Source organism: Staphylococcus sp. FSL K6-3157, assembly GCF_038005145.1.
GTDB lineage: Bacteria > Bacillota > Bacilli > Staphylococcales > Staphylococcaceae > Staphylococcus > Staphylococcus equorum.
This window is the reverse complement of the sequence record NZ_JBBOSM010000001.1, coordinates 1,234,838-1,250,990: the sequence shown is the minus strand read 5'-3', so window position 1 is coordinate 1,250,990 and position 16,153 is coordinate 1,234,838. Positions and strand designations below refer to the sequence as shown.

Annotated in this window: 14 protein-coding genes, 1 riboswitch and 1 other annotated feature; all 14 genes read right to left on the bottom strand. The window is 33.0% G+C overall.

The features are described from left to right. Nucleotides 1-84 precede the first annotated feature (84 nt). Nucleotides 85-1,008 (bottom strand): hypothetical protein, encoded by a 924-nt coding sequence (locus MHB47_RS06015; protein ID WP_340755670.1) that lies wholly within the window; start codon nt 1,006-1,008, stop codon nt 85-87. A 12-nt stretch (nt 1,009-1,020) separates the two neighbouring features. Next, nucleotides 1,021-1,632, bottom strand: a complete 612-nt coding sequence (locus MHB47_RS06010) for an NUDIX domain-containing protein (protein WP_002507380.1) — start codon at nt 1,630-1,632, stop codon at nt 1,021-1,023. A 118-nt stretch (nt 1,633-1,750) separates the two neighbouring features. Continuing rightward, nucleotides 1,751-2,107, bottom strand: a complete 357-nt coding sequence (gene rplT / locus MHB47_RS06005; RefSeq protein WP_002507379.1) for a 50S ribosomal protein L20 — start codon at nt 2,105-2,107, stop codon at nt 1,751-1,753. A gap of 48 nt (nt 2,108-2,155) precedes the next feature. Next, nucleotides 2,156-2,356: a 50S ribosomal protein L35 gene (gene rpmI, locus MHB47_RS06000; RefSeq protein WP_002507378.1), complete on the bottom strand. Its 201-nt coding sequence runs from the start codon at nt 2,354-2,356 to the stop codon at nt 2,156-2,158. A gap of 26 nt (nt 2,357-2,382) precedes the next feature. Beyond that, the gene (infC, locus tag MHB47_RS05995) at nt 2,383-2,910 is read right to left on the bottom strand and encodes a translation initiation factor IF-3 (RefSeq protein WP_002507377.1); all 528 of its coding nucleotides are present in this window, start codon (nt 2,908-2,910) and stop codon (nt 2,383-2,385) included. Between the two features lie 22 nt (nt 2,911-2,932). After that, nucleotides 2,933-3,061, bottom strand: a sequence feature (ribosomal protein L20 leader region). Between the two features lie 61 nt (nt 3,062-3,122). Further along, a complete protein-coding gene (locus MHB47_RS05990) occupies nt 3,123-4,607 on the bottom strand; it encodes an amino acid permease (RefSeq protein ID WP_002507376.1) in 1,485 nt (494 codons plus the stop codon). 217 nt (nt 4,608-4,824) lie between these two features. Then, a riboswitch (Lysine riboswitch) is annotated at nt 4,825-4,997 on the bottom strand. Between the two features lie 71 nt (nt 4,998-5,068). Continuing rightward, entirely contained in the window at nt 5,069-7,006 is a 1,938-nt protein-coding gene (gene thrS, locus MHB47_RS05985) for a threonine--tRNA ligase (RefSeq protein WP_002507375.1), read from the bottom strand. Between the two features lie 339 nt (nt 7,007-7,345). Next, nucleotides 7,346-8,269: a primosomal protein DnaI gene (dnaI, locus tag MHB47_RS05980; protein WP_340755668.1), complete on the bottom strand. Its 924-nt coding sequence runs from the start codon at nt 8,267-8,269 to the stop codon at nt 7,346-7,348. After that, complete coding sequence (locus MHB47_RS05975) at nt 8,270-9,664, bottom strand: replication initiation and membrane attachment family protein (protein ID WP_340755665.1); 1,395 nt, start codon at nt 9,662-9,664, stop codon at nt 8,270-8,272. Then, nucleotides 9,665-10,135, bottom strand: a complete 471-nt coding sequence (gene nrdR, locus MHB47_RS05970; RefSeq protein ID WP_002507372.1) for a transcriptional regulator NrdR — start codon at nt 10,133-10,135, stop codon at nt 9,665-9,667. It lies immediately after the preceding gene. Between the two features lie 394 nt (nt 10,136-10,529). After that, entirely contained in the window at nt 10,530-11,555 is a 1,026-nt protein-coding gene (gene gap, locus MHB47_RS05965; RefSeq protein ID WP_340755663.1) for a type I glyceraldehyde-3-phosphate dehydrogenase, read from the bottom strand. Between the two features lie 300 nt (nt 11,556-11,855). Continuing rightward, nucleotides 11,856-12,479: a dephospho-CoA kinase gene (gene coaE, locus MHB47_RS05960; protein ID WP_340755661.1), complete on the bottom strand. Its 624-nt coding sequence runs from the start codon at nt 12,477-12,479 to the stop codon at nt 11,856-11,858. 15 nt (nt 12,480-12,494) lie between these two features. Then, entirely contained in the window at nt 12,495-13,367 is an 873-nt protein-coding gene (mutM, locus tag MHB47_RS05955) for a bifunctional DNA-formamidopyrimidine glycosylase/DNA-(apurinic or apyrimidinic site) lyase (RefSeq protein ID WP_002512483.1), read from the bottom strand. Between the two features lie 15 nt (nt 13,368-13,382). After that, nucleotides 13,383-16,013 carry a DNA polymerase I gene (polA, locus tag MHB47_RS05950; RefSeq protein ID WP_340755659.1) on the bottom strand — a complete coding sequence of 877 codons (2,631 nt, stop codon included), beginning with the start codon at nt 16,011-16,013 and terminating at the stop codon, nt 13,383-13,385. Nucleotides 16,014-16,153 lie beyond the last annotated feature (140 nt).

Sequence of the window (16,153 nt, the reverse complement as noted above, 5' to 3'; positions counted from 1 at the left end):
ACAAATAATATTGAATGAATAATTGAAATTAATTTAATTATTATTTTACTACTATTATTAATTACCCAAAAATTTAAACATTAATTATTCATGCATATCAATTGAAGTAATTAAATTAACAATAGTATTAGTTGTGTTTAAGCTTTCTAAACCTAACATTGATTTGAAATAGTTTGTGTAAGCTTCAATCCATTCATTTTCAGATGCTATGCTCTCTATGTCTAACGGATAAAGTAAAATAGCATGGTTGTTCATAAGATGAAGTGCTTCTTCTACAATTTGTGCTGCATCATCTTCCATTTGCTTAATGACTTCTGGAATAATTTTAATCTTAAACAGCGTTTGTTCAAGACCGGAAAGATGATTTGGATTCACTTCAACTGTATAACCAAATTTCTGAACACGAATGTTTTGATTGTATCCGGCAAAACGTAAATATTCAAGCATTATACTCACAACATTCGGTGCGAGTTCAATTTCATTAATAATATTTACCACTGTTTCTTGATAACGATACTGATTATGATCTATTAAAGTTAAGATTGTACTAATTTGTTCACGTAATGACAACGACTCAAAATCACGGAGCATTTCTGCTGCATGCGCATTATGTTTATCAATTTGACTTAGGGCATATTCTTTTAATGGAAATAGCTCCATTCTCGTTTTATGATCATTGACTTCATCAATAATTTGATTAATGACGTCAACGACTTCAAAATATTGTCCTAACCCGTTTAAACTTTTTACATAATAAACCATAAGGTCATCATACTTAGTAATACCTTGTTTCAGTAAAATGATAGCTTCTTCACGCAGTTCAAGATAATGTCCCATTTTGTATAACATGGCACATTTCAATAGAGACATTTGCTCATCTAATTCAAATTGTTTTTCAAAATCTTCAAACAGGTCATACATTTGATCTAATTCATTATTGTTAAAAGATTGTTTGATTTCTCTTATTAGTTTATCTTTTGAACGTGGAAAGGGAATGATATCAGACATTTTTATGCACCTCTATTGTATTGACTGTAATATTAACGTACTCCATGTTTCAAAATCATCATAATTATCTATTTTACTTTGATTCACCCATTTTATTTTTAAAGTATCTGTTTCTTTAGCTTCAACATCATTACTATTCACTTTAATTTTGAACACTACACCTAAATGAACTTCGCCAACTTCATTTGTATCATCATTAATAAAACCTATGTATGCTAAATTTTGTGATTTACTATCTGACAGGCCTACTTCTTCTTCAAGTTCTCTTTGTGCATTAATGCGCAATACTTCATTGATAGATTCAGCACCTTTTACATCGTTCATATGTCCACCGACACCGATTGAAGATTGACCATGCAAACGTGATTCTCCACCACCTGCTAATCTCTCATACACTAAAATTTCATCATTCTCATTTTCTAAAATACAATAAGATACCAATTGTTTATATGTCGGATCTTCCTCCATATCTCCACGACGCTTAATTTCATACTTTGAAAGTGCGTCAAAGATATCTTGACCCTTTTCAGAATTTTTATCAAGAAAACCGTTAAATTGATTCTTTTCACTATTAAATAAAATTGTTCTTGGTACTACCGTAATCATTTCATCAAATTTAGACATAAATTTCTCCTTCATATATGGCTTCTAAGCCATTTTATCAAATGATAGTTATTTATCAAAACGTTAATAGATACAAAAATAAAGAGATGTACGAATTGTACATCTCTTTATTTGAGAATTATTTTAAAGCGTCTTTAGCTTTAGCAACTAATTCACCGAAAGCTTTTTCATCTGAAATAGCAATTTCAGAAAGCATTTTACGGTTAACATCGATTCCAGCTTTTTTCAAACCGTTCATTAATCTTGAATAGCTCATGTCATGTTGACGTGCAGCTCCATTAATACGTGTAATCCATAATCTACGGAAATCACGTTTTCTTTGACGACGGTCGCGGAATGCGTACTGTCCTGATTTCATTACTTGTTGTTTTGCTACTTTATATAAAGTTCTTTTTGAACCAAAGTAACCTTTAGCTAATTTAATCGTCTTTTTACGACGAGCTCTTGTTACCGTTCCACCTTTAACACGTGGCATAATAAATTCCTCCTCAAAATATCTTCAATCTTTTTTATCTGTCGTTACTTATTTTTTATAAGCTAATAATTGTTTAACGCGTTTCATATCTGATTTGCTCACTAATGAAGCTTTACGTAATTTACGTTTTTGTTTAGTTGTTTTGTTTGCAAACATATGTGAAGTGAAAGCTCTAGAACGTTTTAATTTACCTGAACCAGTTCTTTTAACACGTTTTGCTGCTCCACGGTGTGTTTTCATTTTAGGCATGATTCAATTCCTCCTGTAGTATCTTTTTATTTTTCGTTAAGTGGGTTAAGCATGATGAACATTTGGCGTCCATCCATTTTAGGTCTTTGCCCAATTGTAGCGATATCTTTACATTCTTCTGCAAATTTTTCTAATACGCGTTGACCAATTTCTTTATGCGTAATAGCACGCCCTCTGAAACGAATTGAAACTTTACATTTGTCGCCTTTTTCTAAGAATTTACGTCCGTTCTTCAATTTAGTTTGGAAATCATGTTCCTCAATTGTTGGACTTAAACGAATTTCTTTAAGGTTAATAACTTTTTGTTTCTTCTTCATTTCTTTTTCTTTTTTCTGTTGTTCGAATTTGTACTTACCATAATCCATGATTTTCGCAACAGGTGGCTTAGCGTTAGGCGACATAATAACTACATCGAGTTCTACGCGCTCTGCCATTTCTAAAGCTTCTGCTTTAGATTTAATACCGATCTGTTCTCCGTCATGTCCGATTAAACGTAATTCTTTTGCACGAATCTTTTCGTTAACTTGAGTCTGATCTTTTGCTATGGTTGACACCTCCAAGATTTTTACGAAATTATCCCAAGAAAAAGAGCGAGTATATAATATACCCGCTCTTCTTTACACACAACAATGTCGTATGTATATAGACCTGCCAACTACTATTAGTGTCGCAACAGGTGAGAAGCGGGAGCTTCTACTTGGTTCGTTTCGTATTCAACATTACCTATCTTAGCAACAATTCATTAGCAAGTCAACAGCTTTTCTATTTATTTATCATCCATTTTAACATTTTGTCTTAAATCCACTTGTTCTAATGGTATTATTTTTGTTTTATAACGTAGTTTATGATAAATGAAGAATGCTAAGAATACTGGAATACCCATATATGTGATAACAAATCTATTGAGATCAAAATCTCCTGATTGGATGAAATCAACATCTTGTCCAATAATTACAAGTACACACAAGATACCTGCAAAAATAGGCCCGAATGGGAATAATTTAGCTTTATATTTTAATTTTGATTTATCATAGTTTTGTTTATCAAAAGCTTTTCTAAATCTGTAATGACTGACTGCAATACCAACCCATGCAATAAAACCAGTCAGACCACTTGCAGCAACGATATATTCATAAGCATCACCACTTAAATGTTGTAATACAAAGATAATTACTACGATTACTGCTGTAGCGAGTAATGATACATACGGCACACCACTTCTATTTGTTTTACCAAATATAGGATATGCAAGCTTATCTTTACTCATTGAATATAGCATACGTGTTGAAGCATACATACCTGAGTTACCTGCTGATAATACCGAAGTCAGTATAACAGCATTCATGAATGAGGCTGCAAATGCTAGCCCTGCATTTTGGAATACAAGTGTAAATGGTGAAGTTGAAATATCATCTCCGCCACCCATAAGTGATGGACTATCGTATGGTATCAACATACCAATTACAAAGATTGCAAGAATATAGAATATCAATATTCTCCAGAACACTTGTTTAATTGCCTTAGGAACCGCGCGCTCTGGATTTTCAGACTCTCCTGCTGTAATACCAATAAGTTCAGTACCTTGGAATGAAAAGCCTGCTACCAAGAACACACCTAAAATCGCTAAGATACTTCCTCCAAAGCCATCACCTAAAATAGGACCACTACCTTGAGTGAACGTGTCAAAACCAACAAACTCTCCACCCATGATACCAACTATTGTCAATAAACCGATTGCAATAAAGATAATCACAGTAACTACTTTAATCAAAGCAAACCAATATTCACTTTCGCCAAATACTCTAACGGACAATGCATTCAGTCCAAATATAATAATTAAAAATAGACAGCTCCAACTCCAAGCTGGAATACCTGACATTGGTGTCCAATACTGTATTACTTGTGCAGCAATCGTTACATCGGCTGCAACAGTAATTACCCAGTTAAACCAATAGTTCCAACCTAATGCGAATCCTAGAGATGGATCAACAAAACGTGTAGCATATGTACTAAATGATCCTGACACTGGTAAGTATGTTGCCATTTCTCCTAGAGAAGTCATGAGGAAGAATACCATCGCTCCAATGATTGCGAAGGCTAAGAGCGCACCTAAACCACCCGCATCATGTATTGCACCACCAGAAGTCATAAATAAACCAGTCCCAATACAACCTCCAATTGCAATCATGGATATATGGCGATCTTTCAGCCCCCTTTGAACACCATCATTTTGATTCACTTGTTTTGCCATAGACGCTTCCCTTCCTTAAATATAGAGGTTAACTTACTATATGATTAAGATTCATACTATTTATAGTTTGAGCAGTAGTTCATTGTAATTAACTATATGAATTACACAACAATTATAATTTTCGCTCTTTCCCGTTAACGTATTTATGATAATCATTTGACTAAAAATAAAATGGTTGCATACCTATTAGATATGCAACCATTTTAATAATAGCATTTATATAGGTAGCACATCACATATGTGACAGTCCAGTTTCTTTCGATAACTGGCCCAACCTGTATAGTTAATGGACAATACAAGTTTCGGCATCTTCACCTTTCTATTATTCAACATATGCCCCATTCGGCTTCTGAATAATTACTCATTGAAAATGCAACCTCTAACTCAAATTTAATTTTAATATGAATGTGAACTAACTTCACTATTCTGTAATATACATGATTTCTTCAAGAGTTTCAAGACTATCTTTGTTTTTTCAATCTAATCTCATCGAGTAAATTCCAAATGAATTCTTCTTTTTCTAACGTTTCTTGATCTTGGGAACCATATTTTCGTACATTTACTTCATTGTTTTCTACTTCTTTGTCCCCTACAACGAGTTGGTAAGGTATTTTTTGCATTTGTGCTTCTCTAATTTTATAACCCATTTTTTCATTACGATCATCAATTTCAACTCTTACACCTTGAGATTTAAGCTCGTCTTGAATGTGTCTAGCATAATCATAATGTAAATCAACATTAACAGGTATAATTTCTACTTGTTTTGGTGCTAACCATGCAGGGAATGCACCTTTTGTTTCTTCAGTTAAGAATGCGACGAAACGTTCCATAGTAGATACTACACCACGGTGAATGACTACTGGTCTATGTTGTTCTCCATCATTACCAATATAAGTTAAATCAAATTTTTCTGGTAACAAGAAGTCTAATTGGGCTGTAGATAATGTTTCTTCTTTGCCCATAGCAGTTTGAACTTGCACGTCAAGTTTCGGACCATAGAAGGCTGCTTCGCCTACTGCTTCTTCATAGTCTAAACCAAGTTCATCTACCGCTTCTTTTAACATACTTTCTGCTTTATTCCACATGTCATCGTCATCGAAGTATTTTTCTTTATCTTCAGGATCTCTATAACTTACACGGAACTTATAATTTTCAAAGTTGAAATCTTTGTATACATCAACAATTAAATTTACAACACGTTTGAACTCTTCTTTAATTTGGTCCGGACGTACAAAAATGTGCGCATCATTTAATGTCATTCCGCGGACACGTTGTAAACCAGAAACCGCACCACTCGCTTCATAACGATGCATAGTACCTAATTCAGCAATTCTAATAGGCAATTCACGATATGAATGGGGTTTATTTGCATAAATCATCATATGGTGCGGACAGTTCATTGGTCTTAAGACCATTTCTTCATGTTCATCTAATTTCATTGTTGGGAACATGTCTTCTTGATAATGGTCCCAATGGCCTGATGTTTTATATAAATCAACGTTGGCCATTACAGGAGTATAAACATGGTCATAACCCATACTTACTTCTTTATCTACAATATAACGTTCAATTTCACGACGAATTGTAGCACCGTTAGGTAACCAAAGTGGCAAACCTGCACCTACTAAAGGGTTGTTAGCAAATAGTTCTAAATCTTTGCCAATTTTACGGTGATCACGCTCTTTGCGTTCCTCCAACATTTTCAAATGTGCTTTCAATTCTTTTTTATCGAAAAATGCTGTGCCGTAAATACGTTGTAACATTTTATTATCACTATTTCCACGCCAATAAGCACCAGCTGTAGATAATAATTTAAATTCTTTTATTTTAGAAGTAGATGGTACATGAACACCACGACATAAATCAGTGAACTCTCCTTGGGAATATAAAGTCACATTTTCATCTTCTGGAATAGCATCGATTAATTCTTGCTTATATGGGTCGTCTGAGAAAAATGATTTAGCTTCATTTCTAGAAACCACTTTACGTTCAATTGGATAGTTTTCATTAACAATTTGTTTCATTGTTTTTTCTATTTTTTCAAAATCATCTGATGAAATACTTTCTTCCATATCAAAGTCATAATAAAATCCACCATCAATTACCGGACCAACACCAAAATGAACATTACCATAGAGGCGTTTTAAGGCTTGTGCCATAAGATGTGCAGTAGAATGACGTAATACTTCTAGCGCTTCATCAGAACCAGGTGTAACGATTTCAATTGAGCCATCTTCGTCAATTGGTCTAGTTAAATCAATGAGTTGTCCATTTAATTTACCAGCTACAGCTTTTTTTCTTAATCCTGGACTTATAGAATGTGCAATATCTTCTGTAGTTGTACCTTTATCAAACACTTTTGAATTGCCATCTGGAAATTTAATATTTATTTGCTCCATAAAAACCCTCCTATTTATTCAAGCACTTAAATCAAAATGAAATGATGTTTATACTGAATTAGACTCAAAAACAAAAAGACCCCATCCCTAAAAGGGACGAGGTCTTCGCGGTACCACCCTAAATTAAAGTTATGATGTAATAACTTTACTCTACGTAAGATAACGGTCTTGAGCCGGATGTTCATTACAACATCAATTATGAAGTAGTAACGAATAAACTTACTTACCAGCATCTCATCTTTTACTGGTTCTCTGTGAAGTAGTGGCTTATTCATCTCGTCTTCATTTCATTTGTTATGATTTAGATTTAATTATATTATACAACATTTATTTTAGATTTCAATCGTTCCTGTAATTTTTTCCTTCTAAGAAATATGGTGTTGATAATGTTTTGATTCTTTCCATGATTCTTGCAGACTTAGTTTTTTCTGTGCCGTCTCGCGTGACAGAGAGATGATATTCTAATTCTTCAAAACTTAAATTAGAACTGAAAAATGTAGGTAACTCTTGAACCATACGATAATGTAACAGTGGGCCAATCACTTCATCTCTTGCCCATGGTGTAATGTCTTCAGCACCTATATCATCTAACATTAATATATTTGCTTCTCTTACTCTAGAGAGTTTCGTTTCAAAAGTACCATCTTTAAATCCGCCTTTAAGTGAACGGATAAATTCTGGTAGATAAACAATTGTAGATGGAATTTTTTCAGTTTTTAATTGATTTGCAATTGCGCCAAGGATAAATGATTTACCAGTACCAAATGGGCCATGTAAATACAAACCTTTAATTTGGGGCTCTTTACTTGTTATTTTTTCACAAATTTGGTTAGCAGCCATTGCGACATCTAATCGATCTCTTCTATCCATATATATATCTTCAAGTTTTGCGTCTAGTGTGTCACGTTGCATATGGTGCGATGTAATTAAATGTTTATTAAACCGTTCTTCGTCGTGTTTAATTTTACAAGGACAAGGTAAATAGCGAATTTTTATATGATTATGTTCGATATATAATTCAGGAATATGACCTGTCACAAAATTGGGACAGTCTTTTAGTTTATGACCATCATAACGCTTTTCTTGATCTTTATATTCTTGTAAAATATTCAAATCTTCATCTATCATCGCATTTGTAAGTTCAGCTTTATGCGACTCTAAAAACTGTTTAACGTCTGGATCATTGACGACATCTTTTTTTATCTTGGCAATTTTTTTTGATAAATCATTTGAATCACCCATAATTTGATTAAATGGTTTCATCTACTTGTCCTCCTTCCATCTATCTTTAAGTTGATTTAAAAACTGTTCTCTATCGTTCTTCAATTTTTCATCATCTTCATTATTATTTGAAGTGTCAGTTTCTGCTTTATTATCTCGTTCTTCTAACCATTTAGGTGTCATTTCTCTCGATGCTAATTGTTTTTGTTTATAATAAGACTTAGATGATTTGTTTTCCGTCTTAGGTTGATTCACTTTTATCGCATAATTATATGCTTGTTCAGCTGTTTTGATGCCTTTTTTCTTCCAATTTGATGCTATTTCAAAAATGTAAGTCTTAGGTAGCTTCATATCTTCTTTCAACATCACAAATTGTAACAGTATATTAATGACACCGAATGACAATTGTTCACGTTCTACTAATTCTTCAATCATATACTTTTGTTGTGTTGTTGGTTCAGATTCTGACCAAGACGCTAACATATCTATGGGACTTGTTTCTTCTAATTGTTTTAACCAATTAACAGATTTTTCCTCATCTTCCGTTTGATTGTTATTCTGCACTTGAGTAGCTTGAGTTGTACTATCTGCATAATTGTTAGTTTTGATATTTAAAGATGGCATTTGTTGTTCATGCTCCATCAAATAATAAGTTCTTGCATGTTTTCTTAATTCTTCAAACGAAAGTTCTTGCGCGCTTGTTATCGATTTTAAAATGATACGTTTCATCGGCTCCGGCGTCAAACCATATAATGTCGCGATTTGTGTAATTAAAGCTTTGGCTTCTTTATCAATAATTTTTGTGCTGATAAAGTGGTTTTGCAATAAATCATATAATGTTTCAAAATCAAAGTGCACTTGTGACAAGTTTAAACCTTCATATGCCGTTTCACTTTGGATTTCATTTGTATTGTCATCTAATGACTTGTTAGGTACTTTAAACACATCAGTAAAATTTCGTGTCACATCTTGATACTTGCTAAAGTCAATTTGCTTTTTATGTTCAAAATGGCGTTTCAATTGTTGATAGCGTTGTTTGCTTACTTCACTAAACAAATACACTGATAACATTGGATCGCTGAAAAATTGTTTTGCTGATGGTGGTTGTACAAGTTGATAAACAAAAGACGAATGCTGTGCATCATGATTCACTAATGTTTTAACTAAACCAATTCCCTCTAATAAGTCCATATCTTTTCTAAATTCTAATAAATTAATCTTTAACTCACTCATAATTATATAGTGCGTCAATACAGAATCCGTTTCATATTCAACAAACTGATTCAAATAATGATATAAACCAATTGCATTTGCACCAATCATTGGTGTAAACAATCTATTTAAAATTTCTAAATGCTTACTGTTCAAATAGAAATTGCGCACAACAGTAAAATTATCATGTGGTCTCAAACCATAATCATATGATTGTAACCCCATTTAAGAATCACTCCGTTTATTTCCAGCTAAAATACCTTGCATAGATTGTAATAGTTGATCTACATCCTTAAACTCTTTATATACAGATGCAAATCTTACATAAGACACTTGGTCTACGTGCATAAGTAAATTCATCACATGCTCTCCAATTTCTCTTGAAGAAATTTCTGCATGTCCTTCATCACGTAACTTCCATTCAACATTATTCGTAATATCTTCTAATTGTTGATAACGGACTGGTCTTTTTTCACATGAACGCACCAATCCATTTAAAATCTTTTCACGTGAAAATTGTTCTCGCGTACCATCTTTTTTTACCACAATAAGTGGTCTTTTTTCTATATGTTCAAAAGTTGTGAATCTCGTACTACACTTTTCACATTCTCTTCTACGTCGAATCGCATTAACTTCATCTGCATGTCTAGAGTCTACAACACGAGAATGAGTCGAATTACATTTCGGGCATTTCATCGAATTATCACCCTCTCGTTTTGATTACTTATCATTATACTATAAATATGTATGTCACAAAAGAATCACTATGACACATGTAAAATACTTATTACATTATGTAATTTTTATCACTAACATTTCAAATATTGATAGCATTTAACATGCTAATTGCGTCTTTATGATAGTAAGTTTAACATGCTAAGTAATTCCATCATTACTTTTTTCTACAATCATCTAGTATATAGGTTTAAACGATAAATTGAAAACTCCTTTCAAAGTAAGCACTAACAATGTGCATCACTTCAAAAGGAGTATATATAACACTTTCTATCATCATGTCGTACAGTCTAAACATTGTGGATTCTTAGCATTTAATCAATTAGTTAATTATTAAATGTTATAAATGTGTACTTTAATTTGTGACAGCGCCAACATCATTTTTGAGTAATTGACCTATTTGTTCAGCCACATCTACAACTCTATTTGAATAGCCCCATTCGTTATCATACCAAGCGATTACTTTGACTTTATTGTCACCCATAATCATTGTGCTTTGTGTATCAATAATTGCTGAATGTGGATTTGTATTAAAGTCCATAGATACTAAAGGTGCATCTTCTGTTGCAATCACACCGCCTAAGTCATTATCTTTAAATGCTTGATTGACTTGTTCAGCCGTTACATTCGTGTCTAAATCAACGACTAAATCTACTAATGAAACATTCTTCGTTGGCACTCTTAATGCCATACCATGTAATTTACCATCTAATTCAGGTAGTACTTCTGTTAATGCCTTTGCAGCACCTGTTGAAGTTGGAATAATACTTTCATTACAAGAACGCGCACGTCTTAAATCTTTATGCGGATTATCTATATTATTTTGATCATTCGTAATGGCATGAACCGTTGTCATCAAACCATTTTGTATACCAAATTGATCATTTAATACTTTAGCAACCGGACCAATACAGTTAGTCGTACATGAAGCATTGCTAAATATGTCATACTGTTCGATGTCTAATTGTTTATTATTAACACCTTTGACAATCATTTGGACTTCTCCACCTTTAGATGGACCCGTGAGCAATACTTTTTTAGCACCTGCATTAATATGTGCAACAGCTTTATCTCCATGATTGAATTTTCCGGTAGCCTCAATAACGATATCGATGTTTAGCGCTTCCCAAGGTAAGTGCTCAGGATTTCTTTCTGCTACAAGCTTAATCTCATGGTTATCGACTTTGACCCCATTTTTTATAGGCTCTACTTTTAAATCGTAAGCACCATGAGTTGTATCATAATTAATTAGGTGGGCAATCGTTTCAGGCGGGTAGCTCGCATTAATTGCTACTACATTTAAATCCTTATTTTTCAAAGCGATTCTTAATACCATTCTTCCTATTCTACCCATTCCATTAATTGCAATATTTGTCGTCATTCAAAGCACCCCTTGTTTTTGTGTTATACTTTATGGAAATAGTATAACATAAATAAAAGTACAAGAAAGCGTTTTCTAAAATAAAATCAAAAAAATTTGAATTCCGCTTACCTAAGAGCTTAAAGAGACCTTTTCGAGATAATTTTATCTGTATAATTTGAAATCATAGTAAAAAAAGTACTACTCAAACTTAGATTATAAGTTGAGTAGTACTTCAGAATACACTTATTAAACCATACTAATGTATATTAAATCAAGCATACGATAATTATCATTTAAAAACTCACTTAAAAAGATGATTTACTGCGCTTCTTCTTCAGTATTGTTGTGAATATAGCCTTCTTCTACAAGCATTCTTTCTAAGTTCTGCTTCAATTCTAATTTCGTATCACGGTTATCAATTTCACGATCCGCCATTCTACGTTTTTTATCGATTGAAATTTGACTATAAACACGTGCTTTCGCATCTTCCATTGATAAATTATTACGTTCCATCAATCTATCAATTTGAATACTTTCAGAAGTGTATACTAACCAAACTTCATCCACTGTATCTTGTAAGTCATTTTCAAATAATAACGGAATATCCATAATGACATTATAGCCTTGCTCAAGATAAGATTCTTTTTCTTCTTCCATGATGTCTCTAACAATAGGATGAATAATTTCATTTAATTCCAATCTTTTCTCTGGATGATTAAATATGACATCTCCTACATATGATCGATTCATATTGCCATCTTCATCTATCGCTTCTTCTCCAAATGCTTCTTTAACTTGTTCTAGTCCTTTAGTACCTTTTTCTACTGCTTGGCGTGATGCAACATCTGCATCTACGACTTTAAAACCATGTACGGTTAATAATTCCGAAACACTGGATTTACCTGATGCGATACCACCTGTTAGTCCTATAACCTTTGGCATAATATCACTCTTCCTTTATTTTTGACATGTAGCGCAGAAATGACTATTTCTCGTTGCAATAACTTGAGTTTCAATATCACTTCCACACACTTTACATATCTTTTGTTTATAAACATTAAGATGTAATTGCATCGTACCTGTACTACCGTCTGCATGACGATAATCAGATATGCTCGTTCCACCATATTTTATACCCGCTTCTAATACATCTCGAACATAATAAAATAATATTTCTCGTTCTTGATTATTCAACTCTTTTGATAGACGCGCTGGATGGATACCTGCTCTAAAAAGCGCTTCACACGCATAAATGTTACCACAGCCGGAAATGACCCGATGATCTAAAATCATTTGCTTAATTGGCTTGTTTTGGTAAAGTTTTTTATTAAACCATGATAAATAATGTGGCATTGCTTCTTCATCAAATGGTTCTGGAGCAATTTCTAAAAATGAGGGATACGCCTCAAATGATGGCACATTTCTAATTTCACCGAAGCGGCGAATATCAGAATAGACAAGTAACTTATCATTATTTAATTTAAATATAACATGCCAATGTTTACGATAATTTGGAACACTAATATCCTCTATCTTATCGACCACAAAGAAACCACCAGCCATGCCTAGATGGCTAATAAGTATTCTTTCTTCACCGTTTTTCTCTAAGTAGAAAACGATATACTTACTTCGTCTATCTATATCACTAATTGTAAAATGCTCAGTAAAGCGTCTGAACGTATCTAATTCTAAACCTTTAATTATCGTCTCACGTTGGTTTGCTTTACCTTCATGCACTTTGTCAGAAAAAGTAACTGATTCAATTGTTTGTCCTTTAACAAAAGGCTTAATACCTCTTTTTACATGTTCTACTTCTGGTAATTCAGGCAATATAATACCTTCTTTCTATTTTGCATCGTACCATGTTTGACCATAGCTAGATTCAACTTTTAATGGCACATCTAACTCTATCGCATTATCCATAATCTTTTCAATGAATTTTTCAAACGATTCTATTTCTTCTTTAGGTACTTCAAAAATCAATTCATCGTGTACTTGTAATAATAGTTGTGCATGGAAATCTGTTTCTTTAACTTCATTTGCAAAATTAACCATGGCTAATTTAATAATATCTGCAGCTGTACCTTGAATTGGTGTATTCATCGCAGTTCTTTCTGCAAAACCTCTCAAATTAAAGTTTCTACTTGTGATATCTGGTATATATCTACGACGATGTAATAACGTTTCAACATAGCCCTGAGCTTTGCAGTCTTTAACAATATCTTCCATATATTGTTTAACTCCAGGAAAACTATCTAAATAATCATCAATAAATTGTTTCGCTTGTTTTCTTGTTATGCCTAAACTTTGGCTTAGACCATAATCGCTTATGCCATAAACAATTCCGAAATTTACTGCCTTCGCTTGTCTACGCATCGTGCTATCAACGTCATCTGGTTGTACATTGAATACTTTCATAGCTGTAGCTGTGTGAATGTCTTCATCATTAATAAATGCTTGTTTCATACTTTCATCTTGCGTGATGTGCGCCAACACTCTTAATTCAATCTGCGAGTAATCGGCTGCAAATATGACATTGTTTTCGTCTGTAGATTTAAAAGCTTTTCTAATTTTTCTACCTTCTTCTAAACGAATAGGTATATTTTGTAGGTTAGGATCAATAGATGACAATCTACCAGTTTGCGCAAGTGTTTGATTAAAGCGTGTATGGATTCGATTATCGTCAGCGATCACTTTTTGCAATCCTTCTACATACGTAGACTGTAATTTAGCAAGTTGTCTATACTCAAGGATATGCTCAATAATAGAATGTTCACCTTGTAATTGTTCTAACACATCTACTGCTGTGGAATAACCTGTCTTCGTTTTTTTAATTACAGGTAACTCTAATGTTTCAAATAATACAACACCTAACTGTTTTGGTGAATTGATATTAAATGGCTCTCCTGCAGCTTCATGTATATTTTTTATTAACACATCTAATTTACTTTGAATCTCTTTTTCCATTTCTTTTAAATCATTAGCGACTGTATAAATACCTGTTTCTTCCATTTCACTTAAAATACGTGCCAATGGTAATTCTAAATCATTTAGTAAATCTGTTTGATTATATTCATCTAGTTGTTCTGCCATTTTAGGCTTAATTGCACTAATTGCTTCTATAATGGTTGCTACATGGTGATTCAGAACATCATCTTCAGGCAATTGTCTTTTTTTGCCTTTACCATAAATAGCGATGGTTTGTTGTACATAATATTGACCATAATTGGTAACAACTGAATTGACATCATCTATTGTACGTGATGGGTCAATAATATAACTGGCTAACATCACATCAAACACAATGTGTTTAATCGCAATATCTAATCTATGTGCAACAACATATGATTTTTTAGCATCATATACATTCTTTTCAGTAGTACTATCTTCTAACCATGCAATAAGTGCTGGAAAATCATGCATCTTATGTGCATCAATAACAACATGGTGCGTGCCATCATATAAAGCAAATTTTAATATGTCATCTTTTAAGTAATTAGAACCATCTAATTCAAAATGTATAGATGCAGCGTCTAAATTGTTAAAATCAACCTGTGCAAAATCATTTGCTATATTGATTTCCATTTCTTCCACACTTGAGCTACTGCCATCAACGTCTATTTGGTCTAACAATTGTTTAAACTCTAATTTTTTAAACAATTCAATTTTATCATTTGTATCTGGGTTTTCTTGCAATTTAGTCTCGTTTAGTGATACTTCAATTGGACTTTCACAATTAATTGTCGCAAGTTCCTTACTCATTAAGGCATCATCTTTACTATTTTCAAGTTTCTCTTTTAATTTCTTCCCAGAGACTTCATCTAGATGTTCGTAGACATTTTCCACATTTGAAAATTGTTTCAATAATTTAATCGCTGTTTTCTCACCAACACCTGCAACACCTGGAATATTGTCTGAAGTGTCACCCATTAAGCCTTTCATATCAATAATTTGTTCAGGCACCAAACCATCATATTTTTCTGCAATAAATTTCGGTGTGTAATGATCAACATCTGTCACACCTTTTTTAGTGTAATAGATTGTAACGTCATCTGTAGCAAGTTGTGTTAAATCTCGGTCACCAGTTACAATAATTGTTTGGAATTTTTCTTCATTTGCTTGTTTACTTAGCGTACCGATAATATCATCCGCTTCATAATTCTCTAACTCATAACGTTTAATTTGATAAGCATCTAATAATTGTCTGATATAAGGAAATTGTTCACTTAATTCAGGCGGTGTTTTTTGACGTCCACCTTTATACTCACTATATTGTGAGTGTCTGAACGTTGTCTTTCCAGCATCGAATGCAACTAAGAAATGTGTAGGCTGTTCTTCTTTTATAATTTTTTCAAGCAACATCGCAAAACCATACACGGCATTGGTATGAATACCTGCCTTATTTTGTAACAATGGCAAAGCGTAAAAAGCTCTAAAGCTAAGACTGTTACCATCAACTAAGATTAATTTATTCAATGTTTTAACCTCCAACACATATTTACTATCCATTTTATCACAAATTATAACTCTACCCGTATTGATACGACATATCTTCTGGCTTTCATTGCAATATAAAAAAATCGACCTAACAACATAAAGTTAATTAGATCGACTAT

Excerpts from the sequence above, each read along its gene's own strand:
- dnaI (WP_340755668.1), bottom strand. The coding sequence starts at position 8,269 with ATGAAACCATTTAATCAAATTATGGGTGATTCAAATGATTTATCAAAA.
- rplT (WP_002507379.1), bottom strand. The coding sequence starts at position 2,107 with ATGCCACGTGTTAAAGGTGGAACGGTAACAAGAGCTCGTCGTAAAAAG.
- coaE (WP_340755661.1), bottom strand. The coding sequence starts at position 12,479 with ATGCCAAAGGTTATAGGACTAACAGGTGGTATCGCATCAGGTAAATCC.
- MHB47_RS05975 (WP_340755665.1), bottom strand. The coding sequence starts at position 9,664 with ATGGGGTTACAATCATATGATTATGGTTTGAGACCACATGATAATTTT.
- rpmI (WP_002507378.1), bottom strand. The coding sequence starts at position 2,356 with ATGCCTAAAATGAAAACACACCGTGGAGCAGCAAAACGTGTTAAAAGA.
- gap (WP_340755663.1), bottom strand. The coding sequence starts at position 11,555 with ATGACGACAAATATTGCAATTAATGGAATGGGTAGAATAGGAAGAATG.
- thrS (WP_002507375.1), bottom strand. The coding sequence starts at position 7,006 with ATGGAGCAAATAAATATTAAATTTCCAGATGGCAATTCAAAAGTGTTT.
- MHB47_RS06010 (WP_002507380.1), bottom strand. The coding sequence starts at position 1,632 with ATGTCTAAATTTGATGAAATGATTACGGTAGTACCAAGAACAATTTTA.
- MHB47_RS05990 (WP_002507376.1), bottom strand. The coding sequence starts at position 4,607 with ATGGCAAAACAAGTGAATCAAAATGATGGTGTTCAAAGGGGGCTGAAA.
- MHB47_RS06015 (WP_340755670.1), bottom strand. The coding sequence starts at position 1,008 with ATGTCTGATATCATTCCCTTTCCACGTTCAAAAGATAAACTAATAAGA.
- nrdR (WP_002507372.1), bottom strand. The coding sequence starts at position 10,135 with ATGAAATGCCCGAAATGTAATTCGACTCATTCTCGTGTTGTAGACTCT.